This is a genomic window from Luteimonas sp. RIT-PG2_3 (genome assembly GCF_054902115.1).
The window spans coordinates 348,261-363,957 of the sequence record NZ_JBUBPF010000001.1; the positions used below are offsets into that span (position 1 = coordinate 348,261).

Annotated in this window: 13 protein-coding genes; 1 reads left to right on the top strand and 12 read right to left on the bottom strand. The window is 69.7% G+C overall.

The genetic code is table 11. The features are described 5' to 3' along the window. Positions 1-3: 3 nt before the first annotated feature. The 10 genes from ACYX7E_RS01480 to ACYX7E_RS01525 form a co-directional block, all read right to left on the bottom strand. The gene (locus ACYX7E_RS01480) at positions 4-2,103 is read right to left on the bottom strand and encodes a tetratricopeptide repeat protein (protein ID WP_462078759.1); all 2,100 of its coding nucleotides are present in this window, start codon (positions 2,101-2,103) and stop codon (positions 4-6) included. A gap of 112 nt (positions 2,104-2,215) precedes the next feature. After that, positions 2,216-3,217, bottom strand: a complete 1,002-nt coding sequence (locus ACYX7E_RS01485; RefSeq protein WP_462078760.1) for a YheT family hydrolase — start codon at positions 3,215-3,217, stop codon at positions 2,216-2,218. A gap of 6 nt (positions 3,218-3,223) precedes the next feature. Then, the gene (locus tag ACYX7E_RS01490) at positions 3,224-4,015 is read right to left on the bottom strand and encodes a lysophospholipid acyltransferase family protein (protein WP_462078761.1); all 792 of its coding nucleotides are present in this window, start codon (positions 4,013-4,015) and stop codon (positions 3,224-3,226) included. Between the two features lie 107 nt (positions 4,016-4,122). Further along, positions 4,123-4,539: a hotdog fold thioesterase gene (locus ACYX7E_RS01495; protein WP_462078762.1), complete on the bottom strand. Its 417-nt coding sequence runs from the start codon at positions 4,537-4,539 to the stop codon at positions 4,123-4,125. 70 nt (positions 4,540-4,609) lie between these two features. After that, entirely contained in the window at positions 4,610-5,227 is a 618-nt protein-coding gene (locus ACYX7E_RS01500; protein ID WP_462078763.1) for a YkvA family protein, read from the bottom strand. A 328-nt stretch (positions 5,228-5,555) separates the two neighbouring features. Continuing rightward, a complete protein-coding gene (locus ACYX7E_RS01505) occupies positions 5,556-5,762 on the bottom strand; it encodes a hypothetical protein (protein ID WP_462078764.1) in 207 nt (68 codons plus the stop codon). A gap of 493 nt (positions 5,763-6,255) precedes the next feature. Then, positions 6,256-8,316, bottom strand: coding sequence for a phospholipase D family protein (locus tag ACYX7E_RS01510; RefSeq protein WP_462078765.1), 2,061 nt, complete (start codon positions 8,314-8,316; stop codon positions 6,256-6,258). Then, the gene (locus ACYX7E_RS01515; protein WP_462078766.1) at positions 8,313-8,894 is read right to left on the bottom strand and encodes a YceI family protein; all 582 of its coding nucleotides are present in this window, start codon (positions 8,892-8,894) and stop codon (positions 8,313-8,315) included. Before ACYX7E_RS01515 ends, ACYX7E_RS01510 begins: the two co-directional genes overlap by 4 nt. After that, entirely contained in the window at positions 8,891-9,367 is a 477-nt protein-coding gene (locus ACYX7E_RS01520) for a SixA phosphatase family protein (RefSeq protein ID WP_462078767.1), read from the bottom strand. Before ACYX7E_RS01520 ends, ACYX7E_RS01515 begins: the two co-directional genes overlap by 4 nt. A 160-nt stretch (positions 9,368-9,527) precedes the next feature. Then, positions 9,528-10,160, bottom strand: a complete 633-nt coding sequence (locus ACYX7E_RS01525) for a nucleotide-binding protein (RefSeq protein WP_462078768.1) — start codon at positions 10,158-10,160, stop codon at positions 9,528-9,530. Between the two features lie 173 nt (positions 10,161-10,333). Between ACYX7E_RS01525 and ACYX7E_RS01530 the strand changes: the two genes are divergently transcribed. Then, positions 10,334-11,890: an AAA family ATPase gene (locus tag ACYX7E_RS01530; RefSeq protein ID WP_462078769.1), complete on the top strand. Its 1,557-nt coding sequence runs from the start codon at positions 10,334-10,336 to the stop codon at positions 11,888-11,890. A 51-nt stretch (positions 11,891-11,941) separates the two neighbouring features. Here the strand turns inward: ACYX7E_RS01530 and ACYX7E_RS01535 are convergent, their stop codons facing one another. Both ACYX7E_RS01535 and ACYX7E_RS01540 read right to left on the bottom strand, forming a co-directional pair. Continuing rightward, positions 11,942-13,003 (bottom strand): hypothetical protein, encoded by a 1,062-nt coding sequence (locus ACYX7E_RS01535; protein WP_462078770.1) that lies wholly within the window; start codon positions 13,001-13,003, stop codon positions 11,942-11,944. Between the two features lie 74 nt (positions 13,004-13,077). After that, a complete protein-coding gene (locus ACYX7E_RS01540; RefSeq protein WP_462078771.1) occupies positions 13,078-15,636 on the bottom strand; it encodes an alpha/beta hydrolase family protein in 2,559 nt (852 codons plus the stop codon). Between the last annotated feature and the right edge of the window lie 61 nt (positions 15,637-15,697).

Below are 15,697 nucleotides of genomic sequence, written 5' to 3' on the forward strand. Positions count from 1 at the left end.
TGATCAGTGTTCGGAATAGCCCAGCCGCACCGCGACGGGCGTCAGCGTGGCGAACGGTTCGGCCAGGGTGTCGGCATAGACGCGCCAGTGGCCAGCGGGAAGCCGTGGTTGTCCGAGACGCTGCACCGGCGCGGCCGGCAGCCGGGTCTCGAGCGCAGCGCCCAGCGCATCCGCGATCCGCTCCGGATCGCCGAGCAGGTCGTCGGTGCGCAGCACGCGACAGCCCGGACGCGTGCTATCGATGACGAACGCGATCTGCGCGAGATGGTCGGCCAGCCAGCGCGCGGACGCATCGAGCGGCGCCAGCTTGAACGGCACCGGCGCGCCGAAGGCGATCCAGTCCAGCAGCATGTCGCGTGGATCGCGCAGCGCGAACAGCAGCGCGGCATCGGGCAGGCCTTCGGCGAACACCGGCAGCAGCGCGTTGTCCCAGATCGGCAGCCAGTCGATGACCTGGGCCGCGTCGCCACCGCGCTGGGGCAGTTGCTCGCGCCAGCTGGCGATGACCTGCGCCGGCGCCAGCGTGCCGTCCGCGAGCTGCGGCACGGTGTGGATGTTCTGCAACAGGTCCTGCGGCGGGCGGTCGCCGAGGCGATCGCTGGTGAAGGCCTTCAGCACGCCGACCAGGGTCGCCGCCAACTGCTCGACGCCGGAACCCGGCGGGCCGTACAGGAAGGCCTGGTGACCGCTCGACGGCGCGGGTTCGCCCGCGTCCTGGGCCACCGGTTCGGGCACAGCCCAGCCCGCCTGCTGCGCGGTTGGCGCCGGCAGCGGCATCATGCGCTCGGCCTGTTCGGCATGCGGTTGCAGCCAGGTGGCGACGGCTTCGTCGTAACGGCCGCTGCGGTCGAGGATCACGCCCAGCCAGTTGCCGAGCGCATGCCGGGCTGGTGCGTTGTCGCCGACACCGGCGATCAGGGTCTGCACGTGCGCGACCGCCGCCTGCGGATCGCGTGCGAGCAGCGCATCGACAACACGCTGCTCGGCGCCGATGCGGCCCGGCGAGATCGCGACGATGCGTTCGGCGACCGCGTCGGCCTGCGCCGCGTCACCTGCCATCGCATGCAGCGACATCAAGGCCTCCAGCGCCGGGACATGACCGGGACGCAGCGCGTTCCAGCGCGCGATGATCGTCGCGGCGGCGTCGCCGGCCAGCGGCTCGACCGACAGCCGCGCCAGCCACAGCAGGTCGACCTCGGGCGTCGTCTCCAGCGCGGCATCGAGCGTGCTGCGTGCATCCTCGACGTCGTCGAGCAGGCGCCAGGCTTCCATCATGGTGTCGATGATCGGACGCGCCGACGGCTGCAGCGGCAGCGCACGCCGCAACCAGACCAGCGCCTCGGCCGGACGACCGCCGACCAGTTCCAGCTGTGCGGCCTGGGTCAGCAGCGCGGGGTCGGCGGCGGACTCGCCCTCCAGCGCCGGACGCAGAACCTCGAGCGCATCCAGCGGGCGTCCCTGCTCGTGCACGACCTGCGCCAGCAGTTGCCGCGACTGCAGGCCATCGCCACCGGCCGCGAGCATGTTGCGGAAGACCTGTTCGGCGAACGCAAGGTGGCCCTTGGCCAGGTAGGCCAGCCCCAGCGGATGCAGCACCTGCGGATCGTCCGGCGCCAGTTGCCCCGCGCGCACCAGCAGGGCCAGCGCCTGGTCGGGCTCATTGCGACGCAGCGCGAGGTCGCCTTCGATCGCCAGCACCCAGGGATGCTCGGGATTGATGCGCGCGGCCAGCACGGCATTGCGCTGCGCTTTCTCGACATCGTCGCGCGACAGCGCCAGCCGCCCGAGCATCACGTAGGCCGGCAGCAGGTTGGGGTCGAGTGCGATCGCGCGTTCCAGCGCGGCGATGCCGGCATCGATGTCGCGCGTGCGGATCAGGTAACCGGCGCGCTGCAGGTGGAAGCGGGCCTCGTCGGGCGCGCGCTCGATCGCGGCATCGATCTGCGTCATCGCCGCCGCGCGATCACCGGTGGCATTGAGCGCCAGCGACAGCGCGTAGCGCAGGTCGGCCGATTCCGGCGTCGTCTCGATCGCGCGGTTGGCCAGGCCCAGGGCTTCGTCATTGGCGCCGCGGCGCAGGGCTTCGAGGATCTGTTCGTGCATCGTTGGTCTGCATGGCCGCTATCGCGGCGGGTGGAACCCCGCATTCTAGCGACTCGCCGTGGCCGGCCCCATTCAAGCGCGACCAGGTGCCACCGGATGCAGCGCCGCCACCTCAGGCCGCGGCGGCGGCATCCCCGCACAGGCGCTCGGCGACCCAGCGCTCGGCAAAACCATCCAGGCGCGCGCCTTCGAGGAAGCCGCAATGGCCGCCCCAGCGCGCGACCTCCAGCCGCGTGCTGTCCGGCAGGGCCAGCGTATGGAAGGCATCGAGCGGGATCACCGGATCGTCGGCGGCCATCAGGATATCGGCCGGCACCTGCAGGGCGGACAGGCGATCGCCGGCGATCGAATACCCATCGAAGTAGTCGTCGATGCTGCCGAAATCGGTATGCCGCTGCACCAGCCACTGGGTCAACGCGCGCATGTCCAGGCGCAGCGCGGCGGCGTCGAAGTCGTGCAGCATCTGCGGGAACAGCACCTGCTTGCGCCGCAGCGAGCCCCGCCACTTGCGTTCGAAATAATGCAGGTAGAAGCGCGGCCCCTCTTCCATCCGCAGCATCGTGCGCGCCGGATCGATGACCGGGCAGACCGCGGCGACCCGCGACAGCGCAATGCCGGCGGCGGGCGCACGCAGGGCCAGCCGCAAGGCGAAGTTGCCGCCCAGCGAGTAGCCGGCGACGACCATCGGCCGGTCAGTGAAACGGCTGCCGATGTCGCGCGCGGCATGCACGACCTCGTCGATGCGCCCCGAGTGGAAGATGCCCTCGTTGAGGTGATGGGTCTCGCCGTGATCGCGGAAGTTCAGGCGGAAAGTATCGAACCCGCAGGCCAGCAGGCGCGCGGCCGTCAGTCGCATGTAGCTCGACTCGCTGCTGCCCTCCCAGCCATGCAGCAGCAGCGCGAGGCCACGCTGGCCGCCGCCGCGCACGCGGCTGAGCAGACCCTGCAGGCGGATGCCTTCACCGCCATCGACCAGGTGCGCCTCGCTGCTGGCACCGATCGCAGCCAGCGCCTGCGCGCCGCGGCGGCGACGCCACGGGCTGCTGGCAAGGATTGATTGCAGGTGCGGACTACGCAGCCAGCGCGGCGGTAGGAAATCCGAGCCGCTGAGCATCCCGGATCAGCCCGTCATCGCCCTGACGATGCGGTCGCGCGCGGTTTCCGCGATGCGCCGGCGGCCCTCGGCGTCGCCGGGTGCGATCGGCTCGAGGAACATCACCTGGCCACGGATGCCCGGCTCGCCGAGCAGGCGGATGAAGTTGCCGAAGAAATGCTCGCCCGGCCGGAACGCGACCTGGGTCTGCGCCGACGCGCCGTCGCCGTAGCACAGCGCGACCGGTTGCACCGGCACGCCGGCCTCGACCGCGGCCAGGAAGATGCGCGCATGGAAGGGGCCGACGTCGCGACCGTCGCGGGTGCGGCCTTCGGGGAACACGCCGACCGCGCGTCCGGAGCGCAGCCGCGCCAGCATTTCCTGCAGCACGCCGCCCAGCGATTCCTGGCTGCCGCGCTGGTGGAAGATCGTCTCGGCGCGCGTGGCCAGCCAGCCGATCAGCGGCCAGCTTGCGATCTCGCGCTTGGCGACCAGCCCCATCATGCGCTGGCTGTGCAGGGTGACGATGTCGATCCAGCTGACATGGTTGGCGACAAACAATGTCGCGCCCGCCAGCGGGGTGCCGGTGCGCTGCAGGCGGATGCCGAACACGCGCAGCAGGCCACCCGACCACAGCCGGATCAGGCGGTGGTCGAGCCGTTCGCCATTGCCGAAGCGGATCGCGCCGGTCCAGGGATTGAGCAGCAGCACGGTCAGCGGCAGGTGGATCAGCAGGTGCCACAGCAGCATCGGCACGCGGATCAGGTAGCGCAACGCACGGGCCAGCGGGCTGCCGGCGGTTCGGGGGGGATTCGACATCCGCCCACGATACCGAAAGCCGGCCGGCAACTGCCACTGTTGGCAGCATCGTCCACGGCAGGCCTGGCGTCGGAGCTCGGCCAGGGCCCGTCATCCATCAAGGCCCATCAGGGCTGCGGAATCACCGCCAGCGTCAATCGCGAGACGCAGACCGGCTTGCCGGCGGCGTCGACGATATGGATTTCCCAGACCTGGGTGCTGCGCCCGACATGCAGCGCGCGCGCGGTGCCGGTGACTTCGCCGCTGCGCACGCCGCGCAGGTGGTTGGCGTTGATCTCGATGCCGACCACGCCATGGCCCGGCGGTGCGCACAGGCCGCCGGCGGTACTGCCCAGGGTCTCGGCCAGCAGCACCGAGGCGCCGCCATGCAGCAGGCCGTAGGGCTGGTGGGTGCGCGCATCGACCGGCATCGTGCCGCGCAGGTAGTCGGGGCCGAGTTCGGTGAACCGGATGCCCAGGGTCTCCAGCGCGGTGTTCTGCGACATGGCATTGAGGGCGTCGAGCGACAGGTCGGTACGGAACATCAGGATCTCCGGATCATTGGCATGAGGTCGCCGGGACGCGACGACCATGAATGTGGTGAGCTGAGCCTGGTCACCTGAACTTGAACAGGCCCGGCCGCCAGGCGCGGCTGTAGGCCGGCTTGCCGTAGCCGCTGCTACTGCCATAGCCGATGCCGAAATCGCCGTCCTCGCGGCTGCGACGCGCACGCATGCGTTCGACCAGCTCGTCGCGGCGGCTGTCGAGCCAGTCGGTGCGGCCGACCGCGGACGCGGCGATGCCGCGTCTGCCGGCCTCGCGTTCGCGGTAGTCGCAGAAATCGTCGTAGGCCTCGAGCTCGTGCCTCAGTTCGCGCACGCACAGCTCGATCAGGATCGCGTCGTCGAGATAGCCCAGCACCTGAATGTGATCGGGGATCACATCGGCGGGATCGGCGAAATAGACCAGCGCCGACAACACGCGCTGGCGGTCGGCCGCATCGAGGTGCCAGCCCTCGTCGCGGACCATCGCGATCATGTCGTCCAGGCGCGCCAGGCGCTCGCGGATGACGTCGGGCGCCTGGGTCTTCTGCGCCTCCTGCAGCAGGGTCGCCGCCGCGTCGACGATGTCCTCGGGCGATTTCCCGGCGGCCGCCTTGCGGGCCGCTTCGAGCGCACTGGTGAAGTGGGCAAGATCCTGGTCGTTGAGGTCGATCGTCAGCGATAGCGGCATCGCGCAGGTCCGGACAGGAAGAGCCGGCAGCCTAGGGTCGGGGCGGTGGATCGTCAAATGCCCGCGGCGAGGCCGCCTGCGTTGACGCGGGGACGGGCCATGGTGGACGCGAGCCGGGTGACTGGGAACAGTGTTGCGGCTGGCCTGGCGTCGGCCGGGGCCGACGTGGACAGGCAAGGTACGGACAGCGGTTGGCGCTTTGTGGCGACGGGTCGTCGGGTTGCGTGGTGGTCGGGCCGGGGCCGGGCGTTCAGCGCCCGGCATCAACACGCCAGCGTTCAGCGCCCGGCAGACCCCTCCCACGCTGGACCGTGGTGAGGCGGATGGATCAGGCGCAGCGGAAACGCGACGGCACCGAGGTGGTGGTGTAGCGCTTGCTGCTGGCGTAGCCGCTGCTGTTGCCGTAGCCGACGCCGAAGTCACGCGGGCGGCGCTGCTCGAGGCCGATGCGGACGACGTTGCCGGTCTCGAGGATGGCGGCGTTGGACGCGGTGCGGTTGGTGGTGGACAGGGTGGCGAGGATCGAGGTGTTCATGGTGAGGCTCCGAGGTGTGTTTGTGATTTGGTGTGTTGGTAGACTACCACACCATAACCAGTTCGCCCGTGCCGGAAGTCATGTCAGGGGATTTGTTGCCATCCGTTCAGGCTGGCGGCGCAATCAGATTGCAGCGAACTGATTGATTTGGATGGGGTTTGGCGGCCCAGGGTTGCAGCCGGCAGGCATGACTGATGACAGGGGGGCGCAGGCCGCGCCCCGCAGGTGGAATGCGAGCCGGGCGCGGGCCAGGGACTGCCCGAAGCCGCCAGGACGGCGGCCTACGGCCAAGGAAGGCATGGAAGGCTCACGTGCATGCGCGGCGACGCCGTACGCCCACGCAGTGGCCTGCGTCACCGCGATCGAAGTCCCGGTAATGCGTGCGCGTGGTCGAGGCCGGCAACAGGGCGCATCACAGACGCGCGCGCCGCATGTCGCAATCAGATCGCATTGCCTGCAGACCGAAGTGCCGGCGCGCACGCCGGTCCCGGGCTCAGAGGATCGGTGCCAGCCCCGCACCGAAGGCGGTGAAGATCCGCGTCAGCAGGCTCTTGAAGCCCAGTGCGACTTCAGGGAAATCGCCGACCGGTTCGTAACAGCTGCGGAACGTGGGATCGCGCGGCGACAAAGGCTCCGGGCACGCGGGTCCCGGCACGAACTCGTAGCTGGTGGCGTAGCGCACCGGCCACAGGTCGAAGATCGGCAGGTGCTCGGAAACCTTGGCCAGCGAATACTCCAGCCCCGAGAACACCGGCGGCTTGTCGCGTCGCGCGATGACCCAGCTGTTCTCGGGACGCATGTCGCGGCGGATGCTGGCGGCAAGCAGGCGTGCGAACGCGGGGTCGTCGATGACGACCGCGCTCTCGGTGTTGTAGTCGTCGCCACGCGGATCGAAGTTGTGCGTGCCGACGACGCCGATGCGCTCGTCGACGACCAGCGACTTCGCGTGCAGGCCGAAACGCACGCCGGCACGCGCGACCGGCACGCGGCGGTTGACGCCGATGCCGGCGTAACGCAACGCGGCGTACTCGCGCGACAACGGTGCCGGGCGCGATGGCTCGGATCCGCCGCGACCGCCTTCGCCGCTGCTGCCGAAACGCAGCACGTCCGGGGACGAGGCCGGCGTGCCATCGCCATCGGCCTCATCGCCTATGTTGACGCTGCCGTCGGGATTCCACGAGATGCCGACCGCGCCGGTGGCGTCCAGATCGACCGGCGCATCTTCCGGGAACGGCTTGAACTCGTGGATCTCGAAACCGAAGTCGCGCAGGTACCGGCGCTTGTACTTGTACGACAGCGCGTAGGTGATGAACGAGTCGGTCGCCGCCAGGCTGTTGGTGGAGATCTCCACCCGGGGCGGCGACACCCGCGCCTGCAGCGCCTCGAACGTGCGCTGCGCCGGCTTGGACAACACCAGGTAGGGCGTCTGCAGCAGCACGTTGTCTTCGGCCGATGCGATCAGCCCCAGCAGGCCGGGCGTGGTGTGGATCGAGGCATTGGCCTGTTCGCGATCACGCCGGTGCTTCTGCGGCAGGTCGGCGACGAACTCCATCTGCCGCACCGGCAAGGCCGCCGACACCAGCTTGCTGCGTACCAGCGCGGCGTCGTCGGCATCGCGCGAGATCGCCTGCACGCGCTCGGGGTGCTGGTAGGGCTCGTGCGGCAATGCCGGCGCGCCATTGCGCAGCAGGTGGCGGCCGACGTCGCTGAGCTGCTCGACCGGGACGCTGAGCCGGGCATACCAGAAGGCTTCGAAGTTGCCCGCCATCGCCAGCGTCACCGGGCCGGTGACCAGGATGTCGCGGTCGCGGAAGTTGTACTCGGAATTCCAGTCGTAATAATCGTTCTGGTAGTTGCGCCCGCCTGTGATGCCGACCAGGCCGTCGACCAGCAGCAGCTTGCTGTGCATGCGCTGGTTGAGCCGGCGCCAGCAGCAGGCGGCGGCCAGGGCGTACTGCGGATAGGTGATGCGCGCCTTGCCCAGCATCGGGTTGTAGACGCGCAGCTCGAAGTTGGCGTGCGCGCTGGCCAGTGCCGACAGGGTCTCGACCTCGCGCAGCGCCGCCAGCTGGTCAACCAGCACGCGCACGTGCACGCCGCGACGGGCGGCGGTCAGCAGTTCGTCGAGCACCAGGTGGCCGGCGTCGTCCTCGTCGAAGATATAGGTCTGCAGGTCGATGCTGCGCTGGGCGCCGCGGATCAGGTCGAGCCGTGCCAGCAGGGCGTCCTGGCCGTAATCGAGCAGCAGCGCGTGCTGCAGCGGCGCGGGCGCGCCGGCCGCCGGGGCGGGGGCCGTGGGCAAGCCGGCCGTGCTGCCGACGATATCGTTGCCGACAGGCTGGCGCGGACCGGCGCCGGGCGGGCGGGCGGCGACGCCCAGCTCACGCAGCGGCGAAGGCCGCGCGCAGGCATCGGGCGCGCTGCAGTCGACCTCGGTCGAACGCGCCTGCGCTGCGATATGGGTCGCCTGCTCGCGCTGCTGCTGGCTGAGGCTGAAGCAGCCGGTGCCCGCCAGCAGCCAAGGCAGCAGCCATGCGTACTGCCATCGCTTCATTTGCCGGCCGGCTCCCGGGTCCGGATGCGCAGCGTGAACACGACGCGATCGCCAAGCGCGAACGCCCAGCGATCCATCGCATAGTCGCCGCGCCGGATCACGCCGCTGGCGACGATGTCGCAGTCGTCGCCCGGGTGTGCGCAGCCCGCCGGCAGCACCGTGAACACCTCGCGCCGGGCGACGCCCCGGATGCTCAGCACCCCGGAGAGTTCGCCGCCGTCACGCGCCAGGGCCACGGGATAGGGATCGGACACGAAATCGACGTGCGGGAAGCGCTCGGCATCGAAGAAGCCCGCGCCCCGGGTCAGCCGCGTGTACTGCGCATGCTCGGCGATTTCGACGTCCGCCGCCGACAACCGCAGCCGGACCTGGCGCAGGCCGCCGTCGACGGTATGGATGCGGCCTTCCCAGACCGGAAACCGGCCGTCCAGGGTCTGCCCCCAGCGGGTCTTCAGGCTGAAACCGATCTGCGAGGCGGCGGTATCGATCTGGCCGGCATGGCTGGATGCGGCGGCCAGCAATGCGGTCGCCGCGGCCCACCACATCGCCATGCCCCACGCGCGGCGTGCTGGACTCACGGCCACCAGAAGGCGGACAGGCTGGCCACGCCAGGCTCGAACTCGGCATCGATCGGCAGCGTCAGCAGGGCGATCGCACCTGGCGGCATACCGCGGTAATCGCCGGACTGGCCGCTGTGCAGCAAGGCGGCCAGGCGTTCCAGCCCGGGGTTGTGGCCGACCAGCAGCAGGCGCTCGGCATCGCGGTGGCTGTCGATCAGCGCCGCCAGCGTGCCCGAGGTCGCCTCGTAGATGGACGGCTCCAGCCGCTGGTCGACATAGCCGACCAGGCCCAGCACGGCTTCGACGGTCTCGCGGGTACGTCGGGCCGGGGACGACAGCACGCGGTCCGGGATCAGGCCCTTGTCGCGCAGCCACTGCCCGGCCATCTCGGCTTCGGCCAGCCCTTCGGCCGACAACGGCCGATCAAGGTCGGACACGCCGGGGGTCGCCGGCTCGGCATGCGCATGGCGCAACAGGATCAACTCTCGCATGCGTATCCCCGTGGTGTGGTGGGTGCCGCTGTGGTGGGTGCCGCTGGAATGCATGCCGCCGTGACCGGTTGCGGTGCGCCCGCGACCGCTGCAGGCGATGGTGCTCTGCCGGGTGTGAAGATGGAACAACGAAGCCGCGGACTGCGGCCGGCGCCAACCGTCACTTCTTCAACCATTTCAGCAGCGGCTGCCAGTCTTCCTGATGGTCGCGCACCTGCGCGGACTGGTAGTCGAACAGGCTCTTGCCCAGGCCGACCAGCATCACGTAGGCCTGACTGTCGCGCAGTTGCGCGATCACCGGGTACGGCCATTGCTGCAGCAGCTCGACCGCCTGCTGCGAGGCATTGGTCCACGGCCGCAGGCGGTTCGCGACCAGACCCACGCGCAACTGGCCACGGCGGACGCGCGGATGCTTGGCCAGGGCGTTCAGGAACGGCACCGTGGCATCGATGTCCAGCGACGAGGGCAGCACCGGCACCACCAGCGCATCGACGTGTTCGAGATAGGACTCCAGATCGTCGGGATGCGCGCCGGCGGGGGCGTCGATGACGACACGGTCGGTGCCATCGGGGATCGATTTCCAGACCGTCTTGTGGCGGCTGCTGCCATCGAGCGGCAGCACGGCGCTTTCCAGTGCGGCGCGCCGCTCGGCCCAGCGCGTCGACGAGCCCTGCGGATCGGCATCGATCAGTACCGTCTTCTGTCCCGCCAGTGCCGACTGCGCGGCCAGGTGGGTGGCGATCGTCGTCTTGCCCACGCCACCCTTGGAGCTGGCGACCAGTACCGTCTTCATCCGTGCAACCTCCGGCTGGGAAACGATTGGCGAGCGTACACCGGTCCGGTGTCGACTGCGAACCCGCCCGCGCGCCGATGCCGCGATCGACGACGACAGGCGGTACCCCGGCGCGGACCATTCAGGAATGCGGGGCTTCTGCTATCGTCACCGCGCCACGGAACAGAGCCGACATGAGCGAGTTGCAGGACCTTGCGGCACTGATCCGCGCCGATACCCCGTTGATCGTCATCGAGACCCCCGACGAAGGGCGGATCGTCGAGCTGTTCCGGCAATCGCTGATGCATGTCTGGCGGGCGCTGTATCGCTGGTCGATCACCGAGGGCCTGCGCCGGCTCGACCTGGATCGCGAGGAAGGCGCCGACACCGCGCCCGACGCGACCGCGACGCTGTCGGCGATCCGCAACGCCGACCAGCGCGGCGTCTACCTGCTGCTCGATTTCCACCCCTACCTCGGCTACGCCGGCACCCAGCGCCAGCTGCGCGAGATCCTGCAGCGCCGGCATTGCCTGCCGCACGTGCTGGTGCTGGTGGGCCACAAGATCGAGCTGCCGGGCGACCTTGACGCCCAGGCGGTGCGCTTCACGCTGCGCCTGCCCGACGCCAACGCGCTGCTGAAGCTGGTCCGCGACGAGGCCGCGGCCTACCAGCGCGAGCACGGCGGCAAGCGCGTCGAGGCCGACCAGGACACTGTCCGCCAGATCGTCCGCAACCTGCAGGGCCTGAGCCTGGCCGATGCGCGCCGGATCGCCCGCCAGCTGATCTTCGCCGATGGCGTGCTGGGCCCCGACGACCTGCCGGCGCTGGCCAAGCTGAAGTTCGAGCTGCTCAACAACAGCGGCCACCTGCATTACGAGTACGACACCGCGCGTTTTGCCGATGTGGCCGGCGCACGTCGCCTGAAGCGCTGGATCGAACAGCGGCGCAGGATCTTCATCGACGCCGACGCCTCCAGCGAAGCGGTGCCGGCCCATCCGCTGTCGCCCGACGCCGCCCCCGCCGCGCCGGCGACCCAGGCCGCGTACCGGCTCGACCCGCCCAAGGGCATCCTGCTGCTCGGCGTGCAGGGCTGCGGCAAGTCGCTGCTGGCCAAGGCGGTCGCCGGCGGTTTTGGCGTGCCGCTGGTACGCCTGGACTTCGGCACGCTGTACGCCAAGTACCACGGCGAGACCGAGGCCAACCTGCGTACCGCACTGGCCGCGACCGAGCAGCTCGCCCCGTGCGTGCTGTGGATCGACGAGATCGAGAAGGGCCTGGCCGCCAGCAGCGCCGATGGCGACGGTGGCGTCTCGCGGCGCGTGCTCGGCTACCTGCTGACCTGGATGGCCGAACGCAAGTCGCGGGTCTTCCTGGTCGCGACCGCCAACCAGGTCCACGACCTGCCCGCCGAACTGCTGCGCAAGGGGCGCTTCGACGAGATCTTCTTCGTCGACCTGCCCGATGCCGACACCCGCCGCGAGGTCTTCACCCTGCACCTGCGGCGGCGCTCGCTCGAACCGGCGACATTCGCGCTCGACGCGTTGGCCGCGCAGGCCGCGGGCTTCTCGGGTGCGGAGATCGAGCAGGCCATCGTCGCCTCGCTGTACACCGCGCATGCCGAGAGCCGGCCGCTCGACGACGCGATGCTGCTCGAGGAGTTGCGGACCAGTCGTCCACTGTCGGTGCTGATGCGCGAACAGGTCGAAGCGCTGCGCGTCTGGGCCGGCAGCCGCACGGTGCCGGCGGACTGAGCAGCGGGAAACGGACGGGGTTGCGGCAGTCGCCGTGCGCCTGTCGGCTCGTCAGCGCCCCTGCCACGGCGAACGCCAGCCCGCGGGCGGATCGGGCACGATCGCCGCTTCCTGCAGCACGCGCTCGACCAGCTGCTGCTCGCGCTTGATCGTGGGATCGGCCAGCAGGCGCGCGAACTGCGCGGCGCCTTCGCGCTCGGCCTGGCTCGACACGCGTCCCCACTGCTGCATCTGCCAGTCCAGCCGGCGACGTGCGGCATCGGCCTGCGCGCGCTCGGCGGCGGTCGTGGCCAGGTTGCGCTGCATGCCCAGGCCGATGCTGTGTTCCAGCGCCGTCGAGGGTTGCGCGACCAGCACCTGCGCGACATGCCGGCAATCGGCGGCGCGGCTCGCGTTCGCGCGCAACGCGCTGCCTTCGCAGGCCTGGGTCAAGGTCTGGTAGGCCGGCATCACGAAGGCCGACCACAAGCCCATCGCCGACAGTGCGCTGTATTCGTCGGCGTGGAAGGCGGCATCGTCGGTCAGTGCGCGCTGTTCGACCGCCGTCGGCGGATGGCGCAGCAGCGCCGCCTGCATCCAGCGCACGCTGTCGTACATGTGCAGGTCCGAATGCGTGGTGGTGCGGGCGGCGGCCAGCAACGCGTCGATGCCCAGTCCCTGGAACATCAGCGGCGCCAGGTTCTGCGGCTCCAGGGCCTGCCAGCGACGCGCGGCCTCGGTGCGCGCGGGCGCGTCGCCGCTGCGCCGGGACGCGATCAGCCACTGGTTGGCCAGCACGTCCTGGCCGGCCTTCTGCGTGGCGGCCTGCCGCCAGCGCGCGGCCTGGCTGGAGGCCGGTGCGGGCTCGACCGGTCGCGACGGCGTATCGCCCGACGGCATGGCCGGTTCGGCGGGCTGCCTGGCCACGTCGTCGAGGATCGCGGCAAAGGCCAGATCACGCGCGGCATCGGACCGCCCGAGCGCCGTCGCCACGCGCGTGGTGTAGGCCTGCCACGCCTGCTGCTGCGCCTGTTCGCGTGCGATGTCATCCGCGCTGGGGGCCTGCGGGGCGTATTGCGCATGCGCCGCAAACGCCGGCAGCAGCAACGCGATCAGGCTCAGGGTCGTGCGCATCCGTGGACTCCTCGGTCAATGCCACAGCATACCGGTGGCGGCTGACTGCGCGCTTTGCAGCGCGCGTGGCGAGGTCAGTGGCTGCCCGCAGCGCCGCTGCTGGCTGAGTCGCCCTTGCCTGATTCGCCCTTGCCTGCCTCGCTGTTGCCTGCCTCGCTGTTGCCTGGCTCGTTGCTGCCTGACGGGCGCTGGCCCGTCTGTTCCTTGCCGGCTTCGCCAGGGGTGCCCTCCGTACCCTTGCCTTCTGCTGTAGAGGCCGAGGCGACGGCCGGGTTCGCGCCCGTCGTCGGCAGGTGCAGGCGCAGGAAGCCCGCGACGGCTTCCCACAGCTGCTTCTGGCTGGACTCGCCGTCCATGTCGTGGCTCTCGCCTTCCAGCGTCAGGAGGTCCGGTGCCCGGCCGGCTTCGGACAGCATGCGGTCGAGGCGTCGGCTGTGTTCGTAGTCGACGCGGAAATCCTCGGTGCCGTGGACCAGCAGGATGGGGGTATCGCCAAGCTCGCGGTAGCGGTACAGCGGCGAGAACGTGCGCATCGTCTCCGCATCCTCCACCGGGTTGCCGATCGCGTCCTCCAGCGCCTTGCGCCCGGCCTTGTAACGTCCGGCATCGCTGGCGGTGAAGAACAGCACGCGGTCGCTGACACCGGCGATCGACACCACGCAGCGGAAGCGGTCGGGCCAGCGGATCGCCGATACCAGCGCAGAGTAGCCGCCATAGCTGCTGCCCATCGCGCACATGCGCTTGCGGTCGATCGGATGCTGCGCAAGTGCCGCCGTCAATGCGCTGTCGATGTCGTCCTCGATCAGCGAACCGTAGTTGCGCTTGCCGGCCTCGCGGAACTGGCGGCCATAGCCTTCCGAGCCACGGAAGTTGACCTGCAGCACGGCATAGCCCAGCGATGCGAGAAACTGCACTTCCGGATCGAAGTAGCGCGTGTCGCGCACGCCGATCGGGCCGCCATGCGCCAGCACCACCAGCGGTGGCGGTTGCGCGGGGGCGGCCGGCAGCGTCAGGTAGGCTTCGATCGGCAGGCCGTCGCGGCTGGTGGTGCGCACCACCTGCGACTCCAGGAACTTCGTGCCTTCCAACCAGGGCTGGCGCAGGAACATCAACGAGGCGCGCAGGGCCACCGAATCGAAGTGGTAGATCTCGCTGGGTGTGGCGTTGCCGCCGACCACCAGCAGGAACTGTTTCGAGCCGGCATCGCGATCGACGACGCGGACGGTCTTGCCCGGGAACGCGCGTTGCAGCATCTCCTGCCGCGCCTTGGCGCCTTCATCGAGGTAGTCGCTGACCAGCAGGCCGTCCTCGTAATAGGTGGCGCCGATCAGGTTGTGCGCATCATCGAACAGCGCGCTCTGCACATCCACGCCCGGGCGCGACCACAGCGTCCGCAGGATCTTGCCGGTTGCCGGATCAAGCTCGACCAGGTCGCGCTGCGGGCGGTCCTTCTCACTGGTGCCATAGATCAGGTTGCCATCGGCCGACAAGGCCACCGGCGCGAAACTGTGCTCGTCGTCGAGCACCATGACGTCGCGGAAGGCACCGGGCGTGCCGTGCAGCAACACATTGTCGTCTTCGCGATATGCGACCGCGGCACGCAGCGCGCCGCTGGCGTCCGAGTACCAGGTGCGACCTTCCTCGACCGTGCGGTCGAGCGCGCTCAAACGACCGAACTTTGCGCGGTTGATCGCCCTCTGGCTCGAGATGTCGAGCTTGTGCACCTGCAGGCCGGATTCCACGCCATCGGAATAGAGGCTGGAGAACAGGATGTGGTCGGGATCGCCGGGCAGCACGTCGACCAGCTTGCCGCGCAGCGGCACGGTCAACATCTCATGCGCACGCTGCGGGCTTTCGCCGCGCATCTGCAGCACGAAGATGCCATCCATCTTGCCTTTCTGCTCGCAACTGATGACCAGCGTGTGGTTGCCGGTCCAGTCCAGCCGCGAGATCTCCACGAGGGAATTCAGGATCGGGTCCGCCTGACCGGTCGCGAGGTCGGTCAGGGTGACGATCCAGTGCCAGGTGTCGCCCTCCTTCACGCGATCGACGGTGGCGACGGTGTCGCCGGCCGGATTGATGCCGACCAGTTGCAGTTCGACCGGTCGCCACAGCAGATCGACCGGCAGCGGCAGCTTGCCGGCCGCGGGCAACAGTGGCCGCTTCTCGTTGGCATGCCTGCCCGGCGCGCCGTGCTCGCGATAGAACGCCGGGAAGGGGTCGGGATAGTAGCCCTGGTAGGTGAACGCGTATTGCGTGGACGCGCCGGGATGGTGCTGGCGCAGCCAGTCCATCGCGATCAGGCCGCGGTTGGCGACATGCGCCAGCACGCGCTTGTCGGTGATTACGCGGGCGACCAGGTGTCCGGGATAGTTGACGACGCCGGCCGCGACCTCGAAGGAGTAATCGCCATCGTCGTTCTCGAAGCTGTAGTGCGTTTCCTTGTCGCGCATCCTGTCCCAGCGATAGCTGCCTGCCGGCAGCACGTACAGCCGCATCGTGGTGCCCTTGGGCAGCGAGCGCAGGGACTCGGCGCCGAACATGGCCTCATTGCGCTTGATCCTGACGGCAGGCAAGGGCTGGTCGGAATCGACGGCAAGCAACAGCAGTCCGCTGCCCGTCGGTACGCTCACGTCCTCGCCGGCACGCACTTCGCGGATGACCGCCCCCGCAGGTCCGCACGCAAGACACGCC

Bases quoted from the DNA above. Each gene is read 5' to 3' on its own strand.
- ACYX7E_RS01480 (WP_462078759.1), bottom strand. From the start codon at position 2,103: ATGCACGAACAGATCCTCGAAGCCCTGCGCCGCGGCGCCAATGACGAA.
- ACYX7E_RS01485 (WP_462078760.1), bottom strand. From the start codon at position 3,217: ATGCTCAGCGGCTCGGATTTCCTACCGCCGCGCTGGCTGCGTAGTCCG.
- ACYX7E_RS01490 (WP_462078761.1), bottom strand. From the start codon at position 4,015: ATGTCGAATCCCCCCCGAACCGCCGGCAGCCCGCTGGCCCGTGCGTTG.
- ACYX7E_RS01495 (WP_462078762.1), bottom strand. From the start codon at position 4,539: ATGTTCCGTACCGACCTGTCGCTCGACGCCCTCAATGCCATGTCGCAG.
- ACYX7E_RS01500 (WP_462078763.1), bottom strand. From the start codon at position 5,227: ATGCCGCTATCGCTGACGATCGACCTCAACGACCAGGATCTTGCCCAC.
- ACYX7E_RS01505 (WP_462078764.1), bottom strand. From the start codon at position 5,762: ATGAACACCTCGATCCTCGCCACCCTGTCCACCACCAACCGCACCGCG.
- ACYX7E_RS01510 (WP_462078765.1), bottom strand. From the start codon at position 8,316: ATGAAGCGATGGCAGTACGCATGGCTGCTGCCTTGGCTGCTGGCGGGC.
- ACYX7E_RS01520 (WP_462078767.1), bottom strand. From the start codon at position 9,367: ATGCGAGAGTTGATCCTGTTGCGCCATGCGCATGCCGAGCCGGCGACC.
- ACYX7E_RS01525 (WP_462078768.1), bottom strand. From the start codon at position 10,160: ATGAAGACGGTACTGGTCGCCAGCTCCAAGGGTGGCGTGGGCAAGACG.
- ACYX7E_RS01530 (WP_462078769.1), top strand. From the start codon at position 10,334: ATGAGCGAGTTGCAGGACCTTGCGGCACTGATCCGCGCCGATACCCCG.
- ACYX7E_RS01535 (WP_462078770.1), bottom strand. From the start codon at position 13,003: ATGCGCACGACCCTGAGCCTGATCGCGTTGCTGCTGCCGGCGTTTGCG.